This is a genomic window from Streptomyces sp. NPDC003691 (assembly GCF_053981115.1).
This window is the reverse complement of sequence record NZ_JBSFNQ010000030.1, coordinates 22,915-43,430: the sequence shown is the minus strand read 5'-3', so window position 1 is coordinate 43,430 and position 20,516 is coordinate 22,915. Positions and strand designations below refer to the sequence as shown.

The following is a 20,516-nucleotide window of genomic DNA, read 5'->3' as shown; positions in this document are numbered from 1 at the left end:
CGCTCATCCCGCCGCTCATTTCGCCGGCCCGGAGGCACGGCGGGGCCGCCGGGCCCGCCCGGGGCACGGCCCGGCCCCGGTCCGGCTGCCGCCCCCTTCCGCCACCTCCCGCAGCAACTGCGATGCCACCGTCGTACCGTCGCCGCGGACCCGGCCCGCGACGGTGGTCGCCCGGGCCCGGGTCGCATGGTCCAGCGCGGTGCCCAGCGCCGCCGCCAGCGACGCCCGGGTCGGGGTGGGGCCGTCGTGCGCCGCCCCGATGCCCAGGGCCGCGACCCGGCCCGCCCAGTACGGCTGGTCCGTGGCCTGCGCCACCACGACCTGCGGAGTGCCGGACCGGGCCGCCGCCGTCGTCGTACCGGCGCCGCCGTGGTGGACCACGGCCGCCGACCGGGCGAACAGCGCCTGCTGGTTGACCTCGCCGACCACGAAACAGTCGTCACCGTCACCCACCCCGCCGACCCCGCCCAGTTCGGCCCAGCCCCGGGCCAGCACCACGCGCCGGCCGTGCTCCCGGGCCGCGTCCACGGCGATCCGGGCGACGTTCCCCGGCGCCCGCCCGCTGCCGAAGCCCACGTACACCGGCGGCGGTCCGGCGTCCAGGAAGTCCATCAGCCCGGCCGGGAGCGGGCTGGTGTCGGGCAGGATCCACGCCCCGGTCCGTACGGTGCCGAGGGCCGCGGAATCCGGCCAGGGGTCCAGGACCGGATCCGTCGCCAGCCACGGCCGGTCGCCGATCACCAGCCCGCGGACGTCCGCCACCGGCGGCAGCCCGGCCGCCGTCCGGTGGAGGTTGAGCCCGGGGCCGAAGAGTTCGGCGGCGTTCCGGGCGTCCAGCTCCCACAGCGCCCGGTTGTCCGTCACCCCCGGCGGGAAAGGACGCCCCGGATACGCCAGCGGCGCCCGGTCCGGCGACGGCAGGGTGACCTGCTGGAAGGTGACGGATACGGCGGGGATCCCCAGCAGCTCCGCCACCGACAGCGCCCCGGCCGCGGCCGGCAGCATCCCCGTCGCCACCATCACGTCACAGCCCGCCGCGGCCGCGGTCACCGCCTCGAACTGGGCCCCGATCACCTCGGCCGCCCGCTCCGGCAGCGACGACGGCGCGGACGCCCGGCGCGACAGCTCCCGCGCCGACGGCCCGACGGGCGTCATCGGCACCCCGACCCCGGCCAGCCGCCGGGCGAAGTCCTCGTCCGGCGGGGCACAGACCCGTACCTCCGCTCCCGTCTCCCGCAATCGCAGCGCGAGCCCCGCCAGCGGCTCCACATCCCCGCGCGACCCGTACGTCGACATCACCACACGCATCGTCGGACTCCCCGATTCCTCGAATACCCCGGCTGATACTCCGGCTGAGGACGGCGATTCTGGGGCAGGTACGGGCCCTTGCCGCAAGGCCCCCGGTGCGCTATACGTTGAGCACGGCGAGAGCGCGGGTACCGACCGCATACCGACCGCGTACCGGCTGTGCACCGCCGCATACCGCCGTGTACCGACTCCCGGCCGTCTCTGCGGACGCCCCTTGCGGGCCGCCCCGCCCGGCCTTCCGCAACCGGCGTTCCCGTCACCGCCGTTGGCTAGCATCGCCGTATGGATGCCTCCGCCGTCACCGTCCGTATCGCGTCCGCCGCCATCGCGCCCCTGGTCAAGAAGCTGTTCGTGCCGGGAACCGCGGGCGCCGGGCTCGTCGACCGGCCGGTGCGGATATCCAGGCTGGTCTCCTTCCGCGGCGAGGAGCAGGGCACCCTCGGGGAGTCGAACCTCCGGGCGCTCGCCGCCGAACTGGTCACCCGGGCCGCCGGGGAGCGCGGCCCCCGCGAGGCCATGCCCGTCCACATACGCCACCAGCTCACCGAGGCACTCGTCACCGCCCTGCACAGCCTGGGCGACCTCGATATGGAGGACGTCCAGGCGGTCCGGCTCGGCCCCGAGGCGCTCGCCGCCCGGCTCACCAGGCCCGCCGCGATGGCGGCGGAGACCGAGGCGTACTTCGACCCGCTGCTGGAGACCGCCTGCCTGCACATCCTGAACTTCTTCACCACCCGCTCCACCTTCGTCCCGCGGACCCTCGTCGAGCAGACCCGCGCCATCGACCGGCTGATCGCCGCCACCGATCTGCTGCTCGACCGGATCCCCTCCCGGCTCGCCGAGGACACCCGCTTCGAGCAGCGGTACGCCGAACACGTACGGAACAAGTACGGCGAGCTGACCATCTACGGCCTCGACCTCAACCACGCCCGCGAATGGCCGCTCGACGCCGCCTACGTCTCCCTGGAGGCCACCACCGCGGGCCCGGGCGACATCCCCGTCCCGCTCCCCGCCGAACGCGCCCTCTCCGGTCGCGACCGGGTGCTGCTGCGCGGCCCCGCCGGGTCCGGGAAGACCACCCTGGTGCAGTGGCTGGCCGTCGCCACCGCCCGGCAGAACTTCGACGAACTCGGCGGCCGGCTGAGCCATCTCGTGGGCCGGGTGCCGTTCGTACTGCCGCTGCGCCGGGTGATGCGCGACGGCGAACCGCCGACCCCCGACGCCTTCCTCCACGCCGTACGGAGCACGGTCGCCGGAGCCCAGCCCGCGGGCTGGGCGGACCGCGTCCTGCGCGCGGGCCGGGCGCTGCTCCTGGTCGACGGCATGGACGAGATCCCGCGGTACGAACGGGAGGCCACCCGCCGCTGGATGCGGGAGCTGATGGCCGAGTTCCCGGACAACCTCTGGCTGGTCACCACCCGCCCCTCCTCCGTCGGCGAGAACTGGCTCACCGGCGAGCAGTTCACCGAGCTGAACCTCTCCGCCATGCAGCGCACCGAGGTCGAGCGGTTCGTCCGCCGCTGGCACACCGCCGCCCGCGCCGACGACGGCCCCGGTGACCGCCCCGGCGGCGGACTCGGCGACGCGCTGATCGACGCCATCCACACCAACGACGATCTCGGCCGCCTCGCGGTCAACCCGCTGATGTGCGGACTGCTCTGCGCCCTGCACCGGGAGCGCCGCGGCTTCCTCCCGCAGGGCCGCAAGGAGCTGTACGAGGCCGCGCTGCGGATGCTGCTGGAGCGGCGGGACGTGGAACGCGGCGTGGTGACCGAGAACGAACTGCGGTTCTCCACCGACACCAGCATCACCCTGCTCCAGAAGCTGGCGCACTGGATGATCCGGAACAACCGGCTGGAGATGTCCCACCAGGACGCCCTCGCCCAACTGGAGCGCACCCTCGCCCATATGGGACATATCCAGGAACCGCCGGAGCGGGTACTGCGCCATCTCATCGAGCGCTCCGGGCTGCTGCGGGAGCCCGCCGCGGGCCGTCTCGACTTCGTCCACCGCACCTTCCAGGACTATCTGGCCGCCAAGGCCCTGGTCGACGAGGGCGACTTCCCGCTGCTCCTGGACAACGCCCTCAACGACCAGTGGGAGGACGTGGTCCGGATGGCGGTGGCGCTGGGCCGCCCCGCCGAACGCAAACGGATCATCAAGGGGCTGCTGGGCTATGTCGGCGGGGAGCGCGGCCTGGGCTCCCGTACGGTACGGAGCCTGCTGCTCGCCGCGTCCTGCCTCGACCAGGCCGTCGAGATCGAACCGGACGTCAGCCAGCGGGTGAAGGGGCTGGTGTCGGAGCTGCTGCCGCCGCCCTCCGCGACCTTCGCGCGGATGCTCGCGGAGGCGGGCGGGCCGCTGGTCCCGAGGATGCTCCCGGGCCCCGACGGGCTCACCCACGAACAGGCGCTGAACGTGGTGACCACCGCCACCCATATCGGCACCGATGCCGCCCTCTCGGTGCTGGTCCGCTACCGCGGCCACGGCTCCCGGCGGGTGCGCCGCCAGCTCGTGTGGTTGTGGGACCGGTTCGACACCGATCGGTACGCCGCCGAGATCATCGCCCATCTCGACCCGGACGGGCTCTACTTCACCGCACACAACACCGACCATCTGCGTGCGCTGCGGGCGATGGGCGGCCGCTCCCGGATCCAGATCGCCGGCCCCTACCACCCCGACGATCTGACGGACCACCTCGACCCGGCACAGCTCACCCACCTCTGGCTGCGGGAGGGCTATCTCCATCTGGAGCGGCGGTGGCTCAACGCCTTCCCCCGGCTGCGGACCCTGGTGATCCCCGAGGGCGACTATCTGCTGCCGACGGCCCTGCCGCCGCACCTCACCGTGATGTACGGCCGGTCGACGGACGTCACCTGGAGCGCGCCGCGCCCGGCGGGCCCGGCCGCCGGGCCCGAACTGTAGAGCGGCGGCGCGGGGGCGGCCGCCTTGGCGGGAGCTGCCGGGGCGCCCCCTCAGCGCATCAGCTCGCCCGCGTTCACCAGCAGCGACTGGCCCGTGACGGCGCGGGCCCGGTCGGAGGCGAGGAAGGCCACGGCGTCGGCGACATCCGCGTCGGTCGCGGGCTCCGGCAGCGCCATCCGCTCGGTGAGCCGGGCCAGGACCTCGGACTCCGGTACGCCCTCCGTGCGGGCGGCGCCCCGGACGTACGCCTCCACCGGCGGGCCCCACATCCAGCCCGGCAGTACGGTGTTGACCCGGATCCGGTCCGGCCCCAGCTCCCGCGCCATCCCGTACATCGCCGAGGTCAGCGCGCCCTTCGACGCCGCGTACGCGGTCTGCCGCACCCGGGTGGGGGCGGCCACGGCCGACTGGGTGCCGATCAGGACCACCGAGCCGCCGCGGACGCGCAGCGCGGGCAGACAGGCCCGGACCATCCGCAGGGTGCCCAGGAGATTGACGTCGACGACCGTTCTCCAGACGTCGAAGTCGGCGTCGGCGAGGCCGCCGAAATGCCGGTCCAGGGCAGCGACCTGGACCACCGCGTCGAGACGGCCGAACCGTTCCACGGCGAGCGCGGCGAGGGCCGCGCACTCGCTCTCGTCGGTGATGTCGGTACGCCGCCAGGCGGTCCGCTCCCCGGCCGGGTCGAGTGCGGCGGCCGTGGCGGCGAGCCGCTCCGCCGTCCGCGCGCCGAGGACCACCCGCCCGCCGTCGCGCAGCACGGCCGCCGCGACCCGCTGCCCGAGACCGGGTCCGGTGCCCGACACCACGACGGTCCTGTCCCGGAGCGGCATCCGGCCCCCTCCCGCTACTGGCCAAGTATCTGACGGACCGTCAGAGTAGGGGGGTCCGGCGCGGGAGGGAAGAGCGTCCGGCGCCCCGAACCGGAGGAGGGAGAGCCGATGCGTCCGGCGGACGGCACCAGTGACGGCACCAGTGACGGCGCTGACGGGGGAGGCGGGGGAGACGGGGCAGGTGGCGGTACGGGGGCGGCCGCCCCGGAAGAGCGGCCCGAGGGGGCGCCGGGCGGGGAGCCGCCCGGCGGCGCGGACACCCGGATCGCGGCCTACGCGGATCTCGCCTCGGCCGGGCCCTACGGCGTCCGCCCCGGTCACGCCCTGATCACCATGGTCGAACCGCACCCGGGCCACGAGTACTCCTACAACCGGTGGTACGAGGACGACCACTACATCGCCGGGGCCATGGCCATGCCGTGGATCTACGCCGGACGGCGCTGGGTCGCCACCCGGGATCTGCAACTGCTCCGGTACCCGGCCCGGTCCGCGGTCGCCGATCCGGTGACGGCGGGCTGCTATCTCTCGACGTACTGGATCACCGAGGGCCGCTACGCCGAACATATGCAGTGGACGGTCGGCATCAACCGGCGGCTCAACCGGGACGGCCGGGTGCACCACGGACGCACCCATGTCTTCACCGCCTTCCACGACCGGCTGGCGACCGTCTACCGCGACGGGGCCGCGGGACCCCGGGACCACCATGCGCTGGACCACCCCTACCGGGGGCTCGTCCTGGAGGTCGTCGACGCGGCCGCGCCGGAGCGGCGGGGCGCCCTGCTGGAATGGCTGCGGAACCGGCACCTCCCGGGGCGGCTCCGCGGTTCCGGGGCCGCGATGGTGGTGGTCTTCGGGCCCACGCCGCTGCCCGGCGACCGGATGACGTACGTGAAGCAGGTGGAGGCGGTCGACACCCGGCTGACGCTGCTCTGGTTCCTGGAGGAGGACCCCCGCGAGCACTGGGAGGAGCGGTACACCGGTCTCGGCGACGCGGTGGCCGCCACCGGCCTCGGGCGGGTGGAGCTGGTGGCGCCGTTCGTTCCCACGGTCCCGGGGACGGACCGCTATGCCGACCGGCTCAGATGACCGCCTCGGAACCGGCTCGGATGACCGGCACCCGGGAAGGAGCCCGGGAACGGCGCTCGGGAACAGTGCCCGGGAACGGTGCTCGGATACGGGCCCGGAAAGGGCCGAGCCCCCTCGGCCGGGACGGCGGACCAGTCGAGAGGGCTCTTCGTGCGGCGTGCGGCCGGCAGGCCGCCGGGGGATGTCCGTCCGGGGCGGGGTCAGCCCGCCCGGAAGGCGCTCCGGCCGGCCTCGGTGACGAACGCGTTCCACGCACCGGGCAGGAAGGTGATGCGTGGGCCCGCGGGGACCTTCGAGTCCCGGACGGCGACCTCGGCGACGGCGGGGGACTTCACCTCGACGCAGGCACCGTTGCCCCCGGAGTAGGAGGACTTGGTCCAGGTGTCGAGGGTGCCCTGAATGATGGCCATGATTGGCTCCGCTTCGGCAGTTCCGGCAGTAAGGGGACCAGCACCACAACGTGCGGTGGAAGCGAGTGCTCCCGTGCCCTCCGTTGACGTTGTGTTGGTGCTTTATTGGTGAACCGTTGACGTCTTCGACGCTACTCGCCGGACCCCGGGGGCGGGGCAGTCATTCACTCGGTCGGATGGCATATTCCATCCGACCCTTCCGTCGGCTATCGGCGGGGTGTATCTTTCCGCCCGCCCTGTCCGCAAGGGCTGTTGGCACCCCGCCGGACCGGCCTCACGGCCGGCGCGCGTACTCCTTCGCGATGCCTTCGATAAAGGCCCGCGACTGCTCCACGTTGAGCGCCTGCGCCCGCAGATGCTCGTACATGACCGTGTACTTGAGGACGTCCGCGCTCTTCTCCAGATACAGATCGCTGGTGACCCCCTCGATGTACACGACGCTGGAGTCCGCCGCGTCCGGGAACTCCAGGATCGCGTACTGCCCGTTGATCCCGGGATGCGCTCCCATGTCGAACGGCAGCACCTGCACGGTCACATGCGGCAGCTGGCCGATCTCGACCAGATACTCCAGCTGCTCCTGCATCACATGCCGGTTTCCGATGACCCGGCGCAGCGCCGCCTCGTCGATCACCGCCCACAGCCGCAGCGGCTGCGCGTCGTCCTTCACCCGGCCCTGGCGGCGCATCCGGACATTGACCCGCTTGTCGATCTCGGCCTGGCTGTTCTCGGGCGCGGCGCCCGCGACCACGGCCTCGGCGTACGGCCGGATCTGCAGCAGTCCGGGCACCACCTGCGGTTCGTACACCCGCAGATTGGCCGCGTCGGTCTCCAGACCGATGTACACGCTGTACGGGATGTCCCCGAACGCATGCCACCAGCCCTGCTGGCGGGAGTCCTTGGCCATCTGCATGAGCGACTCGACGACCCGGAGGTCCTCGACGGCGTACACGCCGCACAGATCCCGGACGTCCCGCTGGCTGATGGAACGGCGGCCGTTCTCCAGTCTGCTGATCTTCGACTGGGAGACCAGGAGACGGTCGGCCACCTCCTCCGCCGTCATGCCCTGGAGTTCGCGGAGCCGGCGCAGCTCCTGGCCCAGACGGCGCCGCCTGACGGTGGGGTTGACGTTGGCTGCCACGGAACAGCACCTCCGGCTGAAGAAGCTGAGCGTACTTACTGCTCAGCAGATTGCCACCAACGGACGCGGGCGCGCTGCGGAATGGCCACAAGCGCGGCGGCCTGGTAAGGGGGCGGCCGGGCGGACGGTTCCGGGCAGCGGAATGCGCGGGGCCGCCAATGGCGGCCCCGCGCATTCCGCGTGCGGCTCCCGGACCGGTTCGGGCGTGCGCAGCCCAGGGGGCGGCGCGGGGCCGGGTGGTACGCGGGCACGGGCGGTGCGGCCCGTGTCAGTGTGCGGCGACCCGTGCCATCCCGGAGCGGCGCTGCGGCATCGCGACACTTGCGCTCTGCCTGCCGTTGCCGCTCGCGGTGCCCGGGGCGCGGCGCGGCTGTGCGGCCGCGCCGTTCTGCACATCCATCACGGCATGCGCCACAAGACCGCCCATCGGGTCGTGTCTGATCAGATCCCGCAGCCGGGACCGCGACGAGCGGCCTTCGTTGCCGGGATACAAGTGCTTGCCGAGACCGACCGCATGGGCCAGCGCGGCGAGTGCGGCGGTCCGCGGATCCGGTGGCACACCGGTACGGATCGCACTGTCCAGCCGGGCCCTGATATCGCGGCTGATCGCCGTGTCCGTCGCCTGGTAGCGAGTCGTCGGCAGTACGCCGCACATCTGGCCGGCGACGGCATGGACCATGCCGCAGCGCTCCAGATGCGCGAGGTAGATCTGACGCAGACCCAGCCTGGGCCCGCCGATCCAGTGGACCGCCCGGACCGGACTGCCGCGGCGGCGCAGCAACTCCAGTGCGGAGTCCAGTGTCGGATCTCCTGTCGGCCGTGGCATCACCACGGCGATACGATCCCCGTCCGGGGCTATCCGTCCCGCCAGAGCCAGCTCCACGAGCTGTGCTCCGGCAAGGCCGAGGTCGAGCGACTGCGGCTGCGCTGTGGTACCCGTGGTCGGGTCCAGAGCGAGCAGCAGCAGCTCTTCCGGAAGTGTTCTGCGGCTCCTGCCCATCCATGCCTCCCCGCGTGGATGAATGACAGGGTGACCCCTCTCACATTGGTCTGTCGAGAGTGCCTGAGTGCTTTGTACGGGAACCAGTAGGTATGTCGTTCTCGTCTAGGCGCAGGGAGCGTGTTCTCACACAGGACACTGAGAGATGGTTCGGACAACACGGGCCCCGGGCTGGGCGGAGCGATGCGACCGCCTGTATTTCTGAAGGATCTCCTGCGGGACCCCCCACCGGATCGTCCGACGGACCTACGGGCGGCTGCGGTTCCCCAGCGGCACGAACAGAGCGACGTTCATGGTTCATCGAGGAGGCACGGTGGCGGGCGAGTCCCCCGACAGGTCGGAGCAGCGGAAGTCGTCGGGGGAGACGGCTCCGGGCGAGCGTGACCCCCGGCTTGCGACGGCGGTCCGCGCCGACCAGCCGACGGCGGTCTTCACGCTGCCGCCCGACCCGGAGGCGGAGACGGAGTCCGGGTCGGCGCCGGAGTCCGGTCCGGAGACGGACGCGGACGCGGACACGGACCGGGGCCCGGTCGGCACCGACGCCGATGCCGACACGGATGCCGCCGGGTCCGGCGCCGACGCGGATGCGGACACCGGCACGGACGCGGATGCGGACAACGACACCGACGCGGACACCGGCACTGACGCCGACACCGACGCGGAGATCCGGGAGGCCGGGCTGCGCGCGCTGGCCGCCGGAGCGGACGCGCCGACCGCTGAGGTGACCGCGGTGGTCCCCGCGCCGTTGCTGAGCGGCCCGGAGAAGCCCCAGGAGGCCCCTGGGGCGGCGGAGGAGACCGGGGACGCCCCGGAAGCCGCCGAGGACGCCCCGGGCGCCTCCACGGGCGGCCGGGACGCGGCGGGCGGTGACGCGGAGGCCGCCGACGGCGACACGGACGGCGAGGCGCGCGGCGACTCGGACGACGACTCGAACGACGACGAAGCCGACAACGAAGCCGACGCGGATGCCGGCGGTGGCCGCGGCGCAGTGACCACCACCGTGACGTTCGCCAAGCCGGCCAAGCCCGCCGGGGACGCTGCCGCCGACACGGACGACGACGGTGGCGCGGACGCCGAGGACGGTACCGACACCGAGGACACCGAGGACGCGGCGGACACGAAGGACGCCGGGGCCGACAAGGCCGACGAGGACGGGCCCGTCGTCGACACCCCGACCGCCGTCTTCGGCACCCTGCGGAAGCCGGCCGCCGGTGCGCCCGCCGTCGACAGCCCCACCACCGCCCTGAAGCTTCCCCCCGCGCCCCGCCCGGAGAGCGACCCGGTCGCGAAGGGCTCCGGCGAGGGCTCCGGTGAGGGGGCCGGTGAGGATTCCGACGTGGCCGCCGGCCGGGGCGCCGCGACAAAGCCGGTCGCGAAGCCCGCCGAGTCCGCCGGAGACACCGCCCGGGACACGGCGGAGGAGTCCGCCGACGACGCGTCCGGCGACGCCGGGCGCAGGGCCAGCACCTTCGTCCCGCTGAAGAGCACCGAGCCGAAGCCCGCGCCCGCGGCTCCGGCGGTCCCCGCGCCCGCCGCCCCGCCCGCGCCGGAGCCCGCCGCGCTCGCCGAGGCCGAGCGGACCCGGCAGCAGCCGATGCCGCCGCTGCCCCCGATGGATCTGCTCGCCGAGCTGACGAACACCCCGCCGACCCCGATGCGGAAGGTGGCCCGGCGGTTCAAGATCTGGACACCGCTGCTGCTGGTGCTTCTGATCATCGGCGCGGTGGCCCAGATACTGCGGCCGCTCCCGCCGCCGGACCTGGAGCTGTCCACCCAGCCCACCTTCACCTTCAAGGGCGCAAAGCTCACCCTGCCGTTCCCGGCCGACGGACAGGGCGCCGTCGCCGTCGAGGGCGTCGGCACGATCGGCACCTACGGCCCGCAGGAGGTCGCCCCGACGGCGAGTGTCGCCAAGGCGATGACCGCGTACGTCATCCTCCGCGACCGGCCCCTGAAGAAGGGCCAGCAGGGCCGGAAGATCACCGTCGACAAGCAGGCCGCCGAGGAGACCGGGCGGCGGAACACCGAATCCGTGGCGGAGCTGTCCGAGGGGCAGGTCTACACGATGAAGCAGATGCTCCAGCTGACGATGATCCCCTCCGGGAACAACGCGGCCCGGCTGCTCGCCCGCTGGCACGCCGGTTCCGAGGCGGCCTTCGTTGCGAAGATGAACGAGGCAGCCAAGAGCCTGGGCATGAACAACACCGTCTACACCGACCCCAGCGGCTTCAAGAAGACCACGGTGTCCACCCCGGAGGACCAGCTCAAGCTGGCCGAAGCGGTGATGAACGACGAGGTCATGCGGGAGATCACCAACACCACGATGATGGATGTCCCGGGTGCCGGGACCATTCGCAACGGCAATGACCGGGCGCTGCTGCACGACGGTGTCGACGGCATCAAGACCGGCTCCTCCACCCCGGCCGGCGGCAATCTGCTCTGGTCGTTCGTGAAGCCCATCGACGGCACGCTCTACCGGGTCAACGGCATCGCGATGAACGTCCGGGACGGGGACTCGCCGTACCAGAAGACGCAGAAGGCGATCGACTACAGCCTCTCCATGATCAACGCGGCCCGGAAGGGTCTCCAGGGCGCGACGGTCGTCAAGAAGGGCGAGGCCGTCGGCTACCTCGACAACGGTCTCGGCGGCCGGGTGCCCGTGATGGCGACCCGTGATCTGAAGGCGGTCGGCTGGGGCGGTCTCGAACTGCGGCTGAACCTCACCATGAAGAAGGGCGAGCTGCCGCGGTCCGGAAACGCGGGCGATGTGATCGGAGAGCTGTCCATCGGCTCGGGCCCGGACCGGGAGACCGTGCCGGTCGCCCTCCGGGAGAACCTGACCGAGCCCGGGCTGACCGACAAGCTGACCCGCGTCGGCTGACGGCCGGCCCCGCCCCCGCCGGAGGACCGCTCCGGCGGCGGGGCGGCGGCCACGGGGGCGTCCCGGATTTCCGGGGCGCCCCCGTGCGAGCGTCCCGGGGCCGCGCGGCCCGTCCGCGTCCGCCCCGGCCGCTCCGCCCGTACCCGAGTCCGCTCCGAACGCTCCGCGCACCGGGCAACCCGGCCGCACCGGGCAACCCGGCCCCTCCGGTCCGGCGTCCTGCAAGGGGGACGCCCTTCTCGGGTACCGTCGGTAGGCCGACCACAGCGGTCCCACGGACCACGACCGCCACCACCAGACGCGATACAACAGACGGGGAGAGCCGCAGTGAGCACCGCAGAGCCGGTCAGGACGGACGGCGGCGGACCCGGGACGGGGTCGCGAATACGGCGGCCGTCCGCGGACGGGACCGACTCCTCCGGCTCGCCCCTCACCTCCCGGCCCGCCGGGTCTCCCCGCTCTCCGGGCTCTCCGGGGTCCCCGGGCCCCTCCGGCTTCTCCGCACCGTCTCCCCGGCGCCCCGGTGTGCTCGCCGACGTCTGGGACCGGCTGACCCGCCGCCCGGTCGTCGTCACCACCGCCGTCGCCGCGATCGGCCATCTGGTCTGGTTCTTCTTCTTCGCGAACACCGGCGGCGATCTCGCCGCCCAGGACGCGTGGGCCGAGTTCGTCGGCCGCCACCCCGACTCCGCGTACAACCTCGCCTGGTACGGCGGGATGCACCCGGTCTCGTACAGCGTGGTGTCCCCCTATCTGATGTCCCTGATCGGCGTCCGGCCCACGATGATGGTCGCCGGTACGGTCTCCGCGGCGCTCACCGCGCTGGTGCTGGTCCGGGTCCGGGCGGTCCGCAATCCGCTGCCGTGCGCGCTCGCCGGGGTCTTCGCCTTCCTGTGCAACGCGCTCTCCGGCCGGGTCACCTTCGGCCTCGGGATGATGTTCGCCATAGGGGCGGTCGCCGCGGTCTTCTGCTGGCCGCGCCGCTGGCGGACCAAGCGCTGGGCGAAGGCCGCCGTCGCGGCCCCGCTGGCCGGTCTCGCCACCGCCTCCAGTCCGGTCGCCGGACTCTTCCTGGGCGTCGTCGCGGCGGCGCTGTTCCTGAACAAACGGCGGCCGGGAGCGTATGCCCTGGGCCTGGCGCCGGTCGCCGTGGTCGCCGTCTCGTCCTGGCTGTTCCCCTTCTCGGGCACCCAGCCGATGTCCCTGGGCACCGTATCGCTGCCGTTCGTCTTCGCGGTGCTGGTGTTCCTGCTGGTCCCCAAGGAGTGGCGGACGGTACGCACCGCGTCCGCGGTCTACGCCCTCGGCACCGTACTCACCTGGGTGATCGACTCGCAGATCGGCTCGAACATCACCCGGCTCGCGATGCTCTTCGCGGGGGTCGTGCTGCTGGCCGCCCTGCCGTACGCGGTACCGCGCTCGCGCCGCTGGTACGCGCTGGTCGTGGCGTTCGCCGGACTGAACTTCTGGATCGGCTTCAAGGCCGTCGACGATGTCGTGCGCACCGCGCCCACCGCCTCCTGGACCTTCGAGCTGGCCCCGCTGGTCGACAAGCTGAAGGACCTCGACGCCGAACGGGGCCGGGTCGAGGTGGTCCCCGCCCGCAGCCACCGCGAGGCGTCCGCGCTCGCGCCGTACGTCAATCTGGCCCGCGGCTGGAACCGCCAGGCCGACATGGAGCGGAACCCGATCTTCTACGACAGCGAGAAGACGCTGACGGCCGCCGACTACCGGGCCTGGCTGGACCGCTGGGCCGTGCGCTACGTGGTGCTGCCCGAAGGCACTCCGGATGTGGGCGCCAAGCAGGAGGCGGAGCTGGTCGAGGGCGGGCTGCCGTATCTGAACCGGGTCTGGGGCGACGCCAACTGGCAGATATTCGCCGTCAAGGACCCGGTGCCGCTGGCCGACGCCCCGGCGAAGGTCGAACACGCGGGCGCGGCCCAGTGGCTGATCACGGTCGAGCAGCCGGGCCGGGTGCTGATCCGGATCCCGTACTCCCCGTGGCTGAGCATCGTCGACGACAAGGGCAAGCGGATGAAGGGCCCGGAGGAGACGCCGGAGTCCAAGCAGCGCGAGGACGGCGAGCCGAAGACCTTCACCAATGTCAACGGCTGTCTCATCAAGGCCGAGGAGGACACCGAGGGCGACGAGTGGACGGAGCTGCTGGCCCCGCACGCCGGCACCTACCGGCTCGCGGGACCCTACGACGTACCCCGCGGTACGCCCTGCCCCGACGAACTGAAGTAGCGCACCCGGCGACGGTCACCGGCCACCGGTCGTCCGTCACCGCTCAGCGGGATCGGTGCACGGAGCAACATTCGTGATCTCCGAAGACCCCTGCCCAAGGGTGCTCCGGTACTGCATAGTTTCCGCCATGGTGCGCAGGACGAAGGGCCGTCATCGTGCGGGCGACGGCATATGGCTGACCGATGAGAGCCCGCTCTCCCCGCTGTCGCGGGTAGGGCGGACACTGCTGGGTACGGGGGTGGCGCTCACCCTCAGCGCGGGCGTGGCGAGTACGGCGATCCTCGGCCAGCAGGACGACGGAACCGGCGCCCGCGCCGACGACCGTACGGTGGGCTCGCCGGATCTCGACCTCGCCGAAGCCACCGTGCCGGACGCCCCGGCCGCCTCCCCGTCCCCGTCGGCCGCCCCGCGCACGGCGACCCCGGCCGCCGCACCGGACCGTACGGCCGCCCCTCCCGCCGCCCGCCCCACGGCCGCGACCGGGCACCGCGCCCCCGCCCCCCGCTCCGCGGCCCCGGCCGCCCGCCCCACCAAGAAGGCCTCCCCGTCGGCCCCCCGCACCGGGCCCCGCCCGTCCGACCGCCCCACCACCCGCCCCGGCACCAAGCCCACCTGGGGCGACGGCACCTGGGGCGGGGACCGCGACCGGGACCGCGACCGCGACCGGGACGACGACTACGACGAGGACGACGACTGAACCACCCCCGCCCCGGGCAGGCCCGGGGCGGGGCCGGGCGCCGTCAGTGGTCGTCGCCGGTCAGCTGAGGGAGGACCGTCCGGGCCATCGCGTCCATGCCCGCGTCGCCCGGGTGCAGCCGGTCGCCGGAGTCGTACGCGGGGAGCAGGCGGTCCGGGTCGGCGGGGTCGCGCAGGGCCAGGTCCAGGTCGGCTATCGCGTCATACGCGCCGCTGGTGCGGATCCACTGGTTGACCTCCTTGCGGATCGCGTCCTTGGCCTCGGTGTAGTAGCCGTAGTCGGCACCCTTGAAAGGGGTCAGGGTGGCACCGACGATCTTCACCCCGCGGGCCTTCGCCTGCCGGATCAGGGCCTTGTGGCCGTTGATGAGGTCCCGGGCGGTGACCAGGGGGGCGAGGCCGCAGCCGTAGTCGGGCGAGCCGCTCGCGCCGATGTCGTTGATGCCGATCAGTACGACGGCGGCACGGACGCCCGGCCGGTCCAGTACGTCGTGGCGGAAGCGTTCGGTGCCCTTCGCGCCGAAGCAGGGCGAGCCGGTCAGCAGGGTGTTGCCGCTGATCCCGGCGTTGACCACCGCCAGCCGTGACCGGGCCGCCGTCAGCCGCTCCGCCAGCTGGTCCGGATAGCGGTTGTCGGCGCCCGGGGTGGATCCGTATCCGTCGGTGATCGAATCCCCGAACACGACGACCGTGCCCGCCGGCCGCGGGCCCGTGACCTCCACCCCGGAGATCGCGTAGTAGGCGTAGCTGGTCTCGCCCGCGAAGGCGAGGCCGGAGGTGTCCCGCGTCCGGTCGCCCGCCGCCCGGTAGGTCTTCGTCAGCCCATCGGAGTGGTAGGAGACCGGGCCGGTGCCGCCGGGCGCGAAGTGCAGGGTGACCGTGAGCTTCTCCAGCGGCCGTACGGGCAGGGCGAGCGCGTCCGAGACCGCGTCCTGCCCCGTCGGGACGGTGAGCTCCCGCTCGCCGCCGAATCTCAGGGTCCGTACGGTGCCGGGCCGGACCGCTGCCCCCTCCCCGGACCGGGCGACGGTGGCGGCGGTGACCACCAGCGGCCTGGTGCCGTAGCGGTTGGACACCCGCAGCCGGATCCGGTCGCCGCCCGCGGAGACCCGGACGGTCTGCCGGACGGTCTCGTCGGCGAAGCCGTCCGCGGACCAGTTGGGCAGCCAGCCCGCGGGGACGCCCGGGTACTGGTGCGACACCCCCCAGGAAGCGGACCAGCCGCCGCCGCTGCCGTGGGGGGCCGGTGCGGCGGCGGACGCCGGAGCGGAGGTCAGGGCGAGGGCCGTGGTGGTGACCACCGCGACGGAGGGGACGGAGATATGCCGGAGCGACAGGATCATGGTGCCGTACCGCTTTCTTCCGGGCTCAACAAGCCTGGTATGTGGGGGAGTTACCGCGGAACCTCCGGATCGTACGACTGTTCCCCACTGTGTATGTTCGGCTTTTTATAACCGGGTGAGGCGGGGGCGCATGCTGGGACAGGAACAACGGCAGCGGCAGCGGATCATGGCGGGGCTGCTGGTACTCACACTGGCGCTGGGCCTGATGGCCATGTCGAAGCGCCAGATCCTGCAGTATCTGGACTCCGGGCTGCTCAACACCTGGGACGACTGCGCGGCCACGGGGCCGCTGGAGCGGGAGATCGACGCCCTGCCGTTCTTCACCGTGCCCCCGGCCGGCACCGTACCGGCCAAGGGGCAGGAGGCTCCCGGCGGCGGCGCGGGCTGTCTGGACGACAGTGGGGACGAATTCGTCTCGGCCCACCGGACCTACCGGTTCACCGGCGACAAGCAGACCGTCGCCGACCGGTTCCGGGCCGCCGCCGAAGCGGACGGCTGGCGGCGGGGCCCGGTCGTGAGCGGGGACCAGGATGAGTACGAGGAACTGGACCCGGTAGACCCCTCCGACCTCTGCTTCGACAAGCGGCTGGAGAACGGGCAGGTGGTGGTCTATGTGAGCTTCCTGCCCGCGAAGAAGCACGTCGAGGTGGACGCGTACTCCTCGCTCGACGGCACGGCGTCCGTCTGCTGACGGGCCGTTGGCGGGCGGGCCCGGACAGCCGGGCCGGGCCCGCCCCGCGCCCCCGCTACGCCCGCGCCGCCAGGGCGTTGGCGACGCTCTCCAGGCCCAGCGAGTTCGCGCCCTTCACCAGGACCACGTCACCCGGGCGCAGCTCCCCGTGGACCCGGTCCGTCAGGGCCGGTCCGCGCGCCCCCTCGGCATGGTCCGCGTCCAGGCCCGCCGCCCGGATCGCGGTCACCATCCGGGCCGCCAGTTCGCCGCCGACCCCGATCGTGCGGTGGACACCGGTCGCGACGACCTTGCGGGCGACGGCATCGTGCCAGTCGGCCGCGTCCGGCCCGAGTTCGGCCATCTCCCCGAGGACGGCGACCCGGCGGCGGGCCGGGCCCGCGATGTCCGCGAGCGCGTCGAGGGCGGCGAGCACCGCCTCCGGGGAGGCGTTGAACGCGTCGTTGACGACGGTCACCTCGTCACCGCGCTCCAGAACCTGCATCCGCCCGCCGGACGCGATCCGGGCCCGCGGCAGCCCCGCCGCGACCACCGCGAAGGGCACGTCCGCCGCGAGCGCCGCCCCGGCCGCCGCCAGGGCGTTGGTGATGTGGTGGCGGCCGTGGATGCCGTGCAGCACGACCGGCGCACGCTCGGCGCCGTACGCGAGGGTGAACGCGGGCCGGCCCGCCTCGGTCCGGACGTCCTCCGCCCGTACCGCGCACCCCGCCGAGACGCCGAACGTCAGCACCCGGGCCGCCGTCTCCCCGGCCATCGCCGCCACCAGCGGATCGTCCCCGTTGAGGACGGCGACACCGTCCGCGGGCAGCGCCCGTACGATCTCCGCCTTGGCGTCCGCGATGGCCGCCCGGCTGCCGAACTCGCCCAGATGCGCCGAGCCGACGCCGAGGACGGCCGCCACCCGCGGGCGGACGATGCCGCACAGGTCGGCGATATGGCCCCGGCCGCGCGCGCCCATCTCCAGCACGAGGAAGCGGGTGTCCGGGGCGGCCCGGGAGACCGTCACCGGGAAGCCGATCTCGTTGTTGAAGCTGCGCGCGTTGGCGACCGTCGGGCCGTGGGCGGCCAGCACCGTCTCCAGGACGTCCTTGGTGGAGGTCTTCCCGGCCGAGCCGGTGATGCCGATCACCGTACCGGTGAACCGGGCGGCGACCAGCCCGGCGATCCGGGCCATCGCACCGGGCACATCGGCGACGAGGACGGCGGGCGCGTCGACCGGGCGGTCGGCCAGCACCGCGACCGCGCCGGGGAGGTGGCCCGCCCCGGCGACCGCCGCTGCCGCGTAGTCGTGCCCGTCGGCGGACCGGCCGCGCAGACAGGCGAACAGCCCGCCGGGCGCGATGTCCCGGGTGTCGAACGACAGCGGGCCGGTCACCCGGGCCGCCGGGTCCTCGATGTGGTGGAGCGTGCCGCCGGTCGCCTCCGCGATCTCGGCCAGGGTCAGGGGGATCACTGTTCTCCTTGCGCATACGGCGGCCCGGGTCCGCCGACCTGGGCCGCGGAGCCGTCCCGGGCGCCGGGACGGGGCCTCCCGCGCCGCCCGGACGCGGAAGGTGGAACAACTCCCGCGCCACCGGGTGCGGGGGGTACGGGTACCTCCCGCGCCGCCGGGCGCAGGCGGATCCCGTACCGCCAGTCTGCTACGCGCCTGCCCGGGAGCCGGGGACCCGGGCCGTACGCCCCGGGGCGCGGGTGCACCGGGCGGGGGGAGGCCGGGGACGCGCCGGGCGGGGGCGGGTGCCGGGGCCGTACGCCCCCGGTCAACACGGACCCCGGACGGCCCCGGGCGGCAGGGTGACCGGGCGGCCGGGGGCTCCCGGGTTCAGGAGGTCGGCGGCGGAGCCAGGGAACGCAGGGCCTTCTCCGTACGGTCGTCCAGCGGGTAGAAGAGTTCGACGCCCAGCTCGGAGAGGGTGACGTCCGCGGGCGCCCCGATCGTCGTCATCGTCGAGAAGAGGGCCAGTTCGCCGTGGGGTGTCCGGATCCGCAGCGGCACCTCCACCGGGCCCAGCAGGCCCGAGCCGCGGCCGGGCGGGCGGTCCGGCGGCCCCGGGGGTGTCCCGTCGGGCAGCGGATAGCCCGCGACCTCGTCGTACAGCGCCGCCAGCGCGGGGTCGCCGGTGGCCGCCGACTGCCGCAGCAGGGCGTTCAGCGAAAGCTCCCGTACCTCCCGCAGATTGGCCAGCCGGGGCGCCAGGCCCGCCGGGTGCAGGGTCAGCCGGAAGACGTTCGACGCGGGGTGCAGAAGCCCGGGCGGGACGCCGTCCGTCAGCACCGCCAGGGAACGGTTGGCCGTGACCACGTTCCACAGCCGGTCGACCACGACCGCGGGATACGGCTCATGCGCCGTCAGCATCCGCTCCAGCGCCGCGCGTACGGCCGCCATATCGGCGTCGTCGAGGCTCCGTTCCGGATAGGCGGGCGCGTATCCGGCGGTGACCAGCAGGGCGTTCCGCTCCCGCAGCGGCACGTCCAGGGCGTCGCAGAGCCGCAGCAGCAGGTCCCGGCCGGGCTCGGCGCGCCCGGTCTCCACACACGACAGATGCCGGGCCGAGGAGCCCGCGCGCAGGGCGAGTTCGAGCTGGCTGAGCCGGCGGCGGCGCCGCCACTCCCGCAGCAGGGCACCGGCCGCCCGCGGTCGGTCCGCTGCTTCGGCCGGGGGCGTCATGGTCCGCAGGCTAGACCGTGCCCGGTCATGGCGGCCATGACCCGGGGGTCATTGAGGCGCCGTCCCGACGCTGTCAGGGTCGGGGGCCCAGGACGAGCCGAGGAGGCCTCATGACCCCTGCGACTGCGACGACTGCGACGACTGCGACGACTGCGACGAGCACGACGACAACCGGCACCGCCGCCGTCGGCCCGGACGCCCCGGAGAGCACCGGCCTGCTGCGGACGGCGGTCCGCGCCGACGCCTGGAGCACCGGCGCCTTCGGGGTCCTGCTGCTCGCCGCCGGCCGTCCGCTGGAGGATCCGCTCGGGCTGCCGCTCGTCTGGTCGGTGGTCTTCGGGCTGGTGTTCCTCGCCGGGGCCGCCGTCCTCGGGCTGATCGCGGCCCGGCGGCGGATCACTTTGGCGCTCTCCCGGACGGTGGTCGTGGCGAACACCGTGTCGACCCTGTTCATGGTGCTGCTGGTACCGCTGACCGCGGGGCCGCTCACGGGGGCGGGGACGGTGTTCGTCGCGGCGGGCGCGGTGATCGTGGGCGCGTTCGCCGCGGTGCAGTACGCGGGACACCGCCGGGCCTACGGCGGCGGTACTGCGGGGAACTGAAAACGCCCGGCCCCGGGGGTCTCCGGGGCCGGGCGTTCTCCGTGCGGTGACGGTGCCGGGCGGCGTGGGGCGGTGGCGGGGCGGGCCCGAGGATCCGCCCCCGTCAGACGCCCGCGGCTACCACGGCAGGCCGCCGTGCCGGATCAGCACCGCGACCGTGCCCGCGCATCCCGCGACCACCCACAGCAGCCACAGGATGGGCAGCCGCAGCTTCACGAAGGCCGCGTCCCAGACGGACGCGTCCCCCGAGCGGACCGACGAGCCGACCATCAGCGCCCGGCCCAGCGCGAACGCCAGCCCGCCGAGCGGAGTCGCCCACCAGGGGCCCGCGAACAGGAGCACCGCGATCGCCGCGTACGGCAGATGGGACGGGACGAAGGTCCGCAGACCGGTCCCCATCTCGAAGCCGAACTGGAGCGCGCCGCTGCCGTCCGTACGGACCACGATGTCGCTGGGCACCAGCCGGGCGTTCTGCGGCATCCGGAACGGCAGCAGGCCGGTCTCGATGGCCACGAACACCGCCACCGACACCGCCAGCGCGGCGGTGCGCACCGTATCGGACGCCAGTGACTGCACCAGCGCCGCCGGGAGCAGCAGAAGCAGTCCGGTGGCGAAACCTCCGAAGAAGAGCCCCCGGACGAAGTACTGCACATTCCTCGTTCCCCGCCAGACCGGCGAGGTCAGCAGA

16 protein-coding genes are annotated in these 20,516 nt (G+C 73.5%); 7 read left to right on the top strand and 9 right to left on the bottom strand.

Features of this window, described 5'->3' with window-relative positions:
• Nucleotides 1-15: 15 nt before the first annotated feature.
• Entirely contained in the window at nucleotides 16-1,308 is a 1,293-nt protein-coding gene (locus tag ACWDR0_RS16665; RefSeq protein WP_456352409.1) for a glycosyltransferase, read from the bottom strand.
• Nucleotides 1,309-1,590: 282 nt separating this feature from the next.
• Here ACWDR0_RS16665 and ACWDR0_RS16660 point away from each other — a divergent pair, with 282 nt between their 5' ends.
• Nucleotides 1,591-4,233, top strand: a complete 2,643-nt coding sequence (locus tag ACWDR0_RS16660; RefSeq protein WP_456352408.1) for an NACHT domain-containing protein — start codon at nucleotides 1,591-1,593, stop codon at nucleotides 4,231-4,233.
• A gap of 50 nt (nucleotides 4,234-4,283) precedes the next feature.
• On the opposite strand, the gene ACWDR0_RS16655 is transcribed toward ACWDR0_RS16660, so the two are convergent.
• Complete coding sequence (locus ACWDR0_RS16655; RefSeq protein ID WP_456352407.1) at nucleotides 4,284-5,066, bottom strand: SDR family oxidoreductase; 783 nt, start codon at nucleotides 5,064-5,066, stop codon at nucleotides 4,284-4,286.
• A gap of 108 nt (nucleotides 5,067-5,174) precedes the next feature.
• Between ACWDR0_RS16655 and ACWDR0_RS16650 the strand changes: the two genes are divergently transcribed.
• On the top strand, nucleotides 5,175-6,152 hold the full coding sequence (locus tag ACWDR0_RS16650) for a hypothetical protein (RefSeq protein WP_456352406.1): 978 nt from the start codon (nucleotides 5,175-5,177) through the stop codon (nucleotides 6,150-6,152).
• A 200-nt stretch (nucleotides 6,153-6,352) separates the two neighbouring features.
• Here ACWDR0_RS16650 and ACWDR0_RS16645 read toward each other — a convergent pair whose 3' ends face one another.
• The 3 genes from ACWDR0_RS16645 to ACWDR0_RS16635 form a co-directional block, all read right to left on the bottom strand.
• Complete coding sequence (locus ACWDR0_RS16645; RefSeq protein ID WP_456352405.1) at nucleotides 6,353-6,562, bottom strand: DUF397 domain-containing protein; 210 nt, start codon at nucleotides 6,560-6,562, stop codon at nucleotides 6,353-6,355.
• A 274-nt stretch (nucleotides 6,563-6,836) separates the two neighbouring features.
• Entirely contained in the window at nucleotides 6,837-7,700 is an 864-nt protein-coding gene (locus tag ACWDR0_RS16640) for a helix-turn-helix domain-containing protein (RefSeq protein ID WP_456352404.1), read from the bottom strand.
• 268 nt (nucleotides 7,701-7,968) lie between these two features.
• Nucleotides 7,969-8,700, bottom strand: a complete 732-nt coding sequence (locus ACWDR0_RS16635) for a GOLPH3/VPS74 family protein (protein WP_456352403.1) — start codon at nucleotides 8,698-8,700, stop codon at nucleotides 7,969-7,971.
• Nucleotides 8,701-8,992: 292 nt separating this feature from the next.
• Here ACWDR0_RS16635 and ACWDR0_RS16630 point away from each other — a divergent pair, with 292 nt between their 5' ends.
• The 3 genes from ACWDR0_RS16630 (at nucleotide 8,993) to ACWDR0_RS16620 (ending at nucleotide 14,525) form a co-directional block, all read left to right on the top strand.
• Nucleotides 8,993-11,581 (top strand): D-alanyl-D-alanine carboxypeptidase family protein, encoded by a 2,589-nt coding sequence (locus tag ACWDR0_RS16630; protein WP_456352402.1) that lies wholly within the window; start codon nucleotides 8,993-8,995, stop codon nucleotides 11,579-11,581.
• A 525-nt stretch (nucleotides 11,582-12,106) separates the two neighbouring features.
• A complete protein-coding gene (locus ACWDR0_RS16625; RefSeq protein ID WP_456352401.1) occupies nucleotides 12,107-13,828 on the top strand; it encodes an MFS transporter in 1,722 nt (573 codons plus the stop codon).
• A gap of 127 nt (nucleotides 13,829-13,955) precedes the next feature.
• Entirely contained in the window at nucleotides 13,956-14,525 is a 570-nt protein-coding gene (locus tag ACWDR0_RS16620) for a hypothetical protein (RefSeq protein WP_456352400.1), read from the top strand.
• 43 nt (nucleotides 14,526-14,568) lie between these two features.
• On the opposite strand, the gene ACWDR0_RS16615 is transcribed toward ACWDR0_RS16620, so the two are convergent.
• Nucleotides 14,569-15,867 carry an SGNH/GDSL hydrolase family protein gene (locus ACWDR0_RS16615; protein ID WP_456352399.1) on the bottom strand — a complete coding sequence of 433 codons (1,299 nt, stop codon included), beginning with the start codon at nucleotides 15,865-15,867 and terminating at the stop codon, nucleotides 14,569-14,571.
• A gap of 130 nt (nucleotides 15,868-15,997) precedes the next feature.
• On the opposite strand from ACWDR0_RS16615, the gene ACWDR0_RS16610 reads away from it, so the two are divergent.
• The gene (locus ACWDR0_RS16610) at nucleotides 15,998-16,558 is read left to right on the top strand and encodes a hypothetical protein (RefSeq protein ID WP_456352398.1); all 561 of its coding nucleotides are present in this window, start codon (nucleotides 15,998-16,000) and stop codon (nucleotides 16,556-16,558) included.
• 55 nt (nucleotides 16,559-16,613) lie between these two features.
• On the opposite strand, the gene ACWDR0_RS16605 is transcribed toward ACWDR0_RS16610, so the two are convergent.
• Nucleotides 16,614-18,011 carry a UDP-N-acetylmuramoyl-tripeptide--D-alanyl-D-alanine ligase gene (locus ACWDR0_RS16605; protein ID WP_456352397.1) on the bottom strand — a complete coding sequence of 466 codons (1,398 nt, stop codon included), beginning with the start codon at nucleotides 18,009-18,011 and terminating at the stop codon, nucleotides 16,614-16,616.
• A 369-nt stretch (nucleotides 18,012-18,380) separates the two neighbouring features.
• Nucleotides 18,381-19,226, bottom strand: a complete 846-nt coding sequence (locus tag ACWDR0_RS16600) for an MmyB family transcriptional regulator (protein WP_456352396.1) — start codon at nucleotides 19,224-19,226, stop codon at nucleotides 18,381-18,383.
• A 110-nt stretch (nucleotides 19,227-19,336) separates the two neighbouring features.
• On the opposite strand from ACWDR0_RS16600, the gene ACWDR0_RS16595 reads away from it, so the two are divergent.
• Nucleotides 19,337-19,828, top strand: coding sequence for a hypothetical protein (locus ACWDR0_RS16595; RefSeq protein WP_456352395.1), 492 nt, complete (start codon nucleotides 19,337-19,339; stop codon nucleotides 19,826-19,828).
• Between the two features lie 117 nt (nucleotides 19,829-19,945).
• On the opposite strand, the gene ACWDR0_RS16590 is transcribed toward ACWDR0_RS16595, so the two are convergent.
• Complete coding sequence (locus ACWDR0_RS16590; RefSeq protein WP_456352394.1) at nucleotides 19,946-20,479, bottom strand: hypothetical protein; 534 nt, start codon at nucleotides 20,477-20,479, stop codon at nucleotides 19,946-19,948.
• Nucleotides 20,480-20,516: the final 37 nt, after the last annotated feature.

What these genes read in the sequence shown, in the direction of transcription:
- ACWDR0_RS16665 (WP_456352409.1), bottom strand. Translation starts at nt 1,308, where the DNA reads ATGCGTGTGGTGATGTCGACGTACGGGTCGCGCGGGGATGTGGAGCCG.
- ACWDR0_RS16610 (WP_456352398.1), top strand. Translation starts at nt 15,998, where the DNA reads ATGCTGGGACAGGAACAACGGCAGCGGCAGCGGATCATGGCGGGGCTG.
- ACWDR0_RS16600 (WP_456352396.1), bottom strand. Translation starts at nt 19,226, where the DNA reads ATGACGCCCCCGGCCGAAGCAGCGGACCGACCGCGGGCGGCCGGTGCC.
- ACWDR0_RS16615 (WP_456352399.1), bottom strand. Translation starts at nt 15,867, where the DNA reads ATGATCCTGTCGCTCCGGCATATCTCCGTCCCCTCCGTCGCGGTGGTC.
- ACWDR0_RS16620 (WP_456352400.1), top strand. Translation starts at nt 13,956, where the DNA reads ATGGTGCGCAGGACGAAGGGCCGTCATCGTGCGGGCGACGGCATATGG.
- ACWDR0_RS16650 (WP_456352406.1), top strand. Translation starts at nt 5,175, where the DNA reads ATGCGTCCGGCGGACGGCACCAGTGACGGCACCAGTGACGGCGCTGAC.
- ACWDR0_RS16635 (WP_456352403.1), bottom strand. Translation starts at nt 8,700, where the DNA reads ATGGGCAGGAGCCGCAGAACACTTCCGGAAGAGCTGCTGCTGCTCGCT.
- ACWDR0_RS16630 (WP_456352402.1), top strand. Translation starts at nt 8,993, where the DNA reads ATGGTTCATCGAGGAGGCACGGTGGCGGGCGAGTCCCCCGACAGGTCG.
- ACWDR0_RS16660 (WP_456352408.1), top strand. Translation starts at nt 1,591, where the DNA reads ATGGATGCCTCCGCCGTCACCGTCCGTATCGCGTCCGCCGCCATCGCG.
- ACWDR0_RS16645 (WP_456352405.1), bottom strand. Translation starts at nt 6,562, where the DNA reads ATGGCCATCATTCAGGGCACCCTCGACACCTGGACCAAGTCCTCCTAC.
- ACWDR0_RS16655 (WP_456352407.1), bottom strand. Translation starts at nt 5,066, where the DNA reads ATGCCGCTCCGGGACAGGACCGTCGTGGTGTCGGGCACCGGACCCGGT.
- ACWDR0_RS16595 (WP_456352395.1), top strand. Translation starts at nt 19,337, where the DNA reads ATGACCCCTGCGACTGCGACGACTGCGACGACTGCGACGACTGCGACG.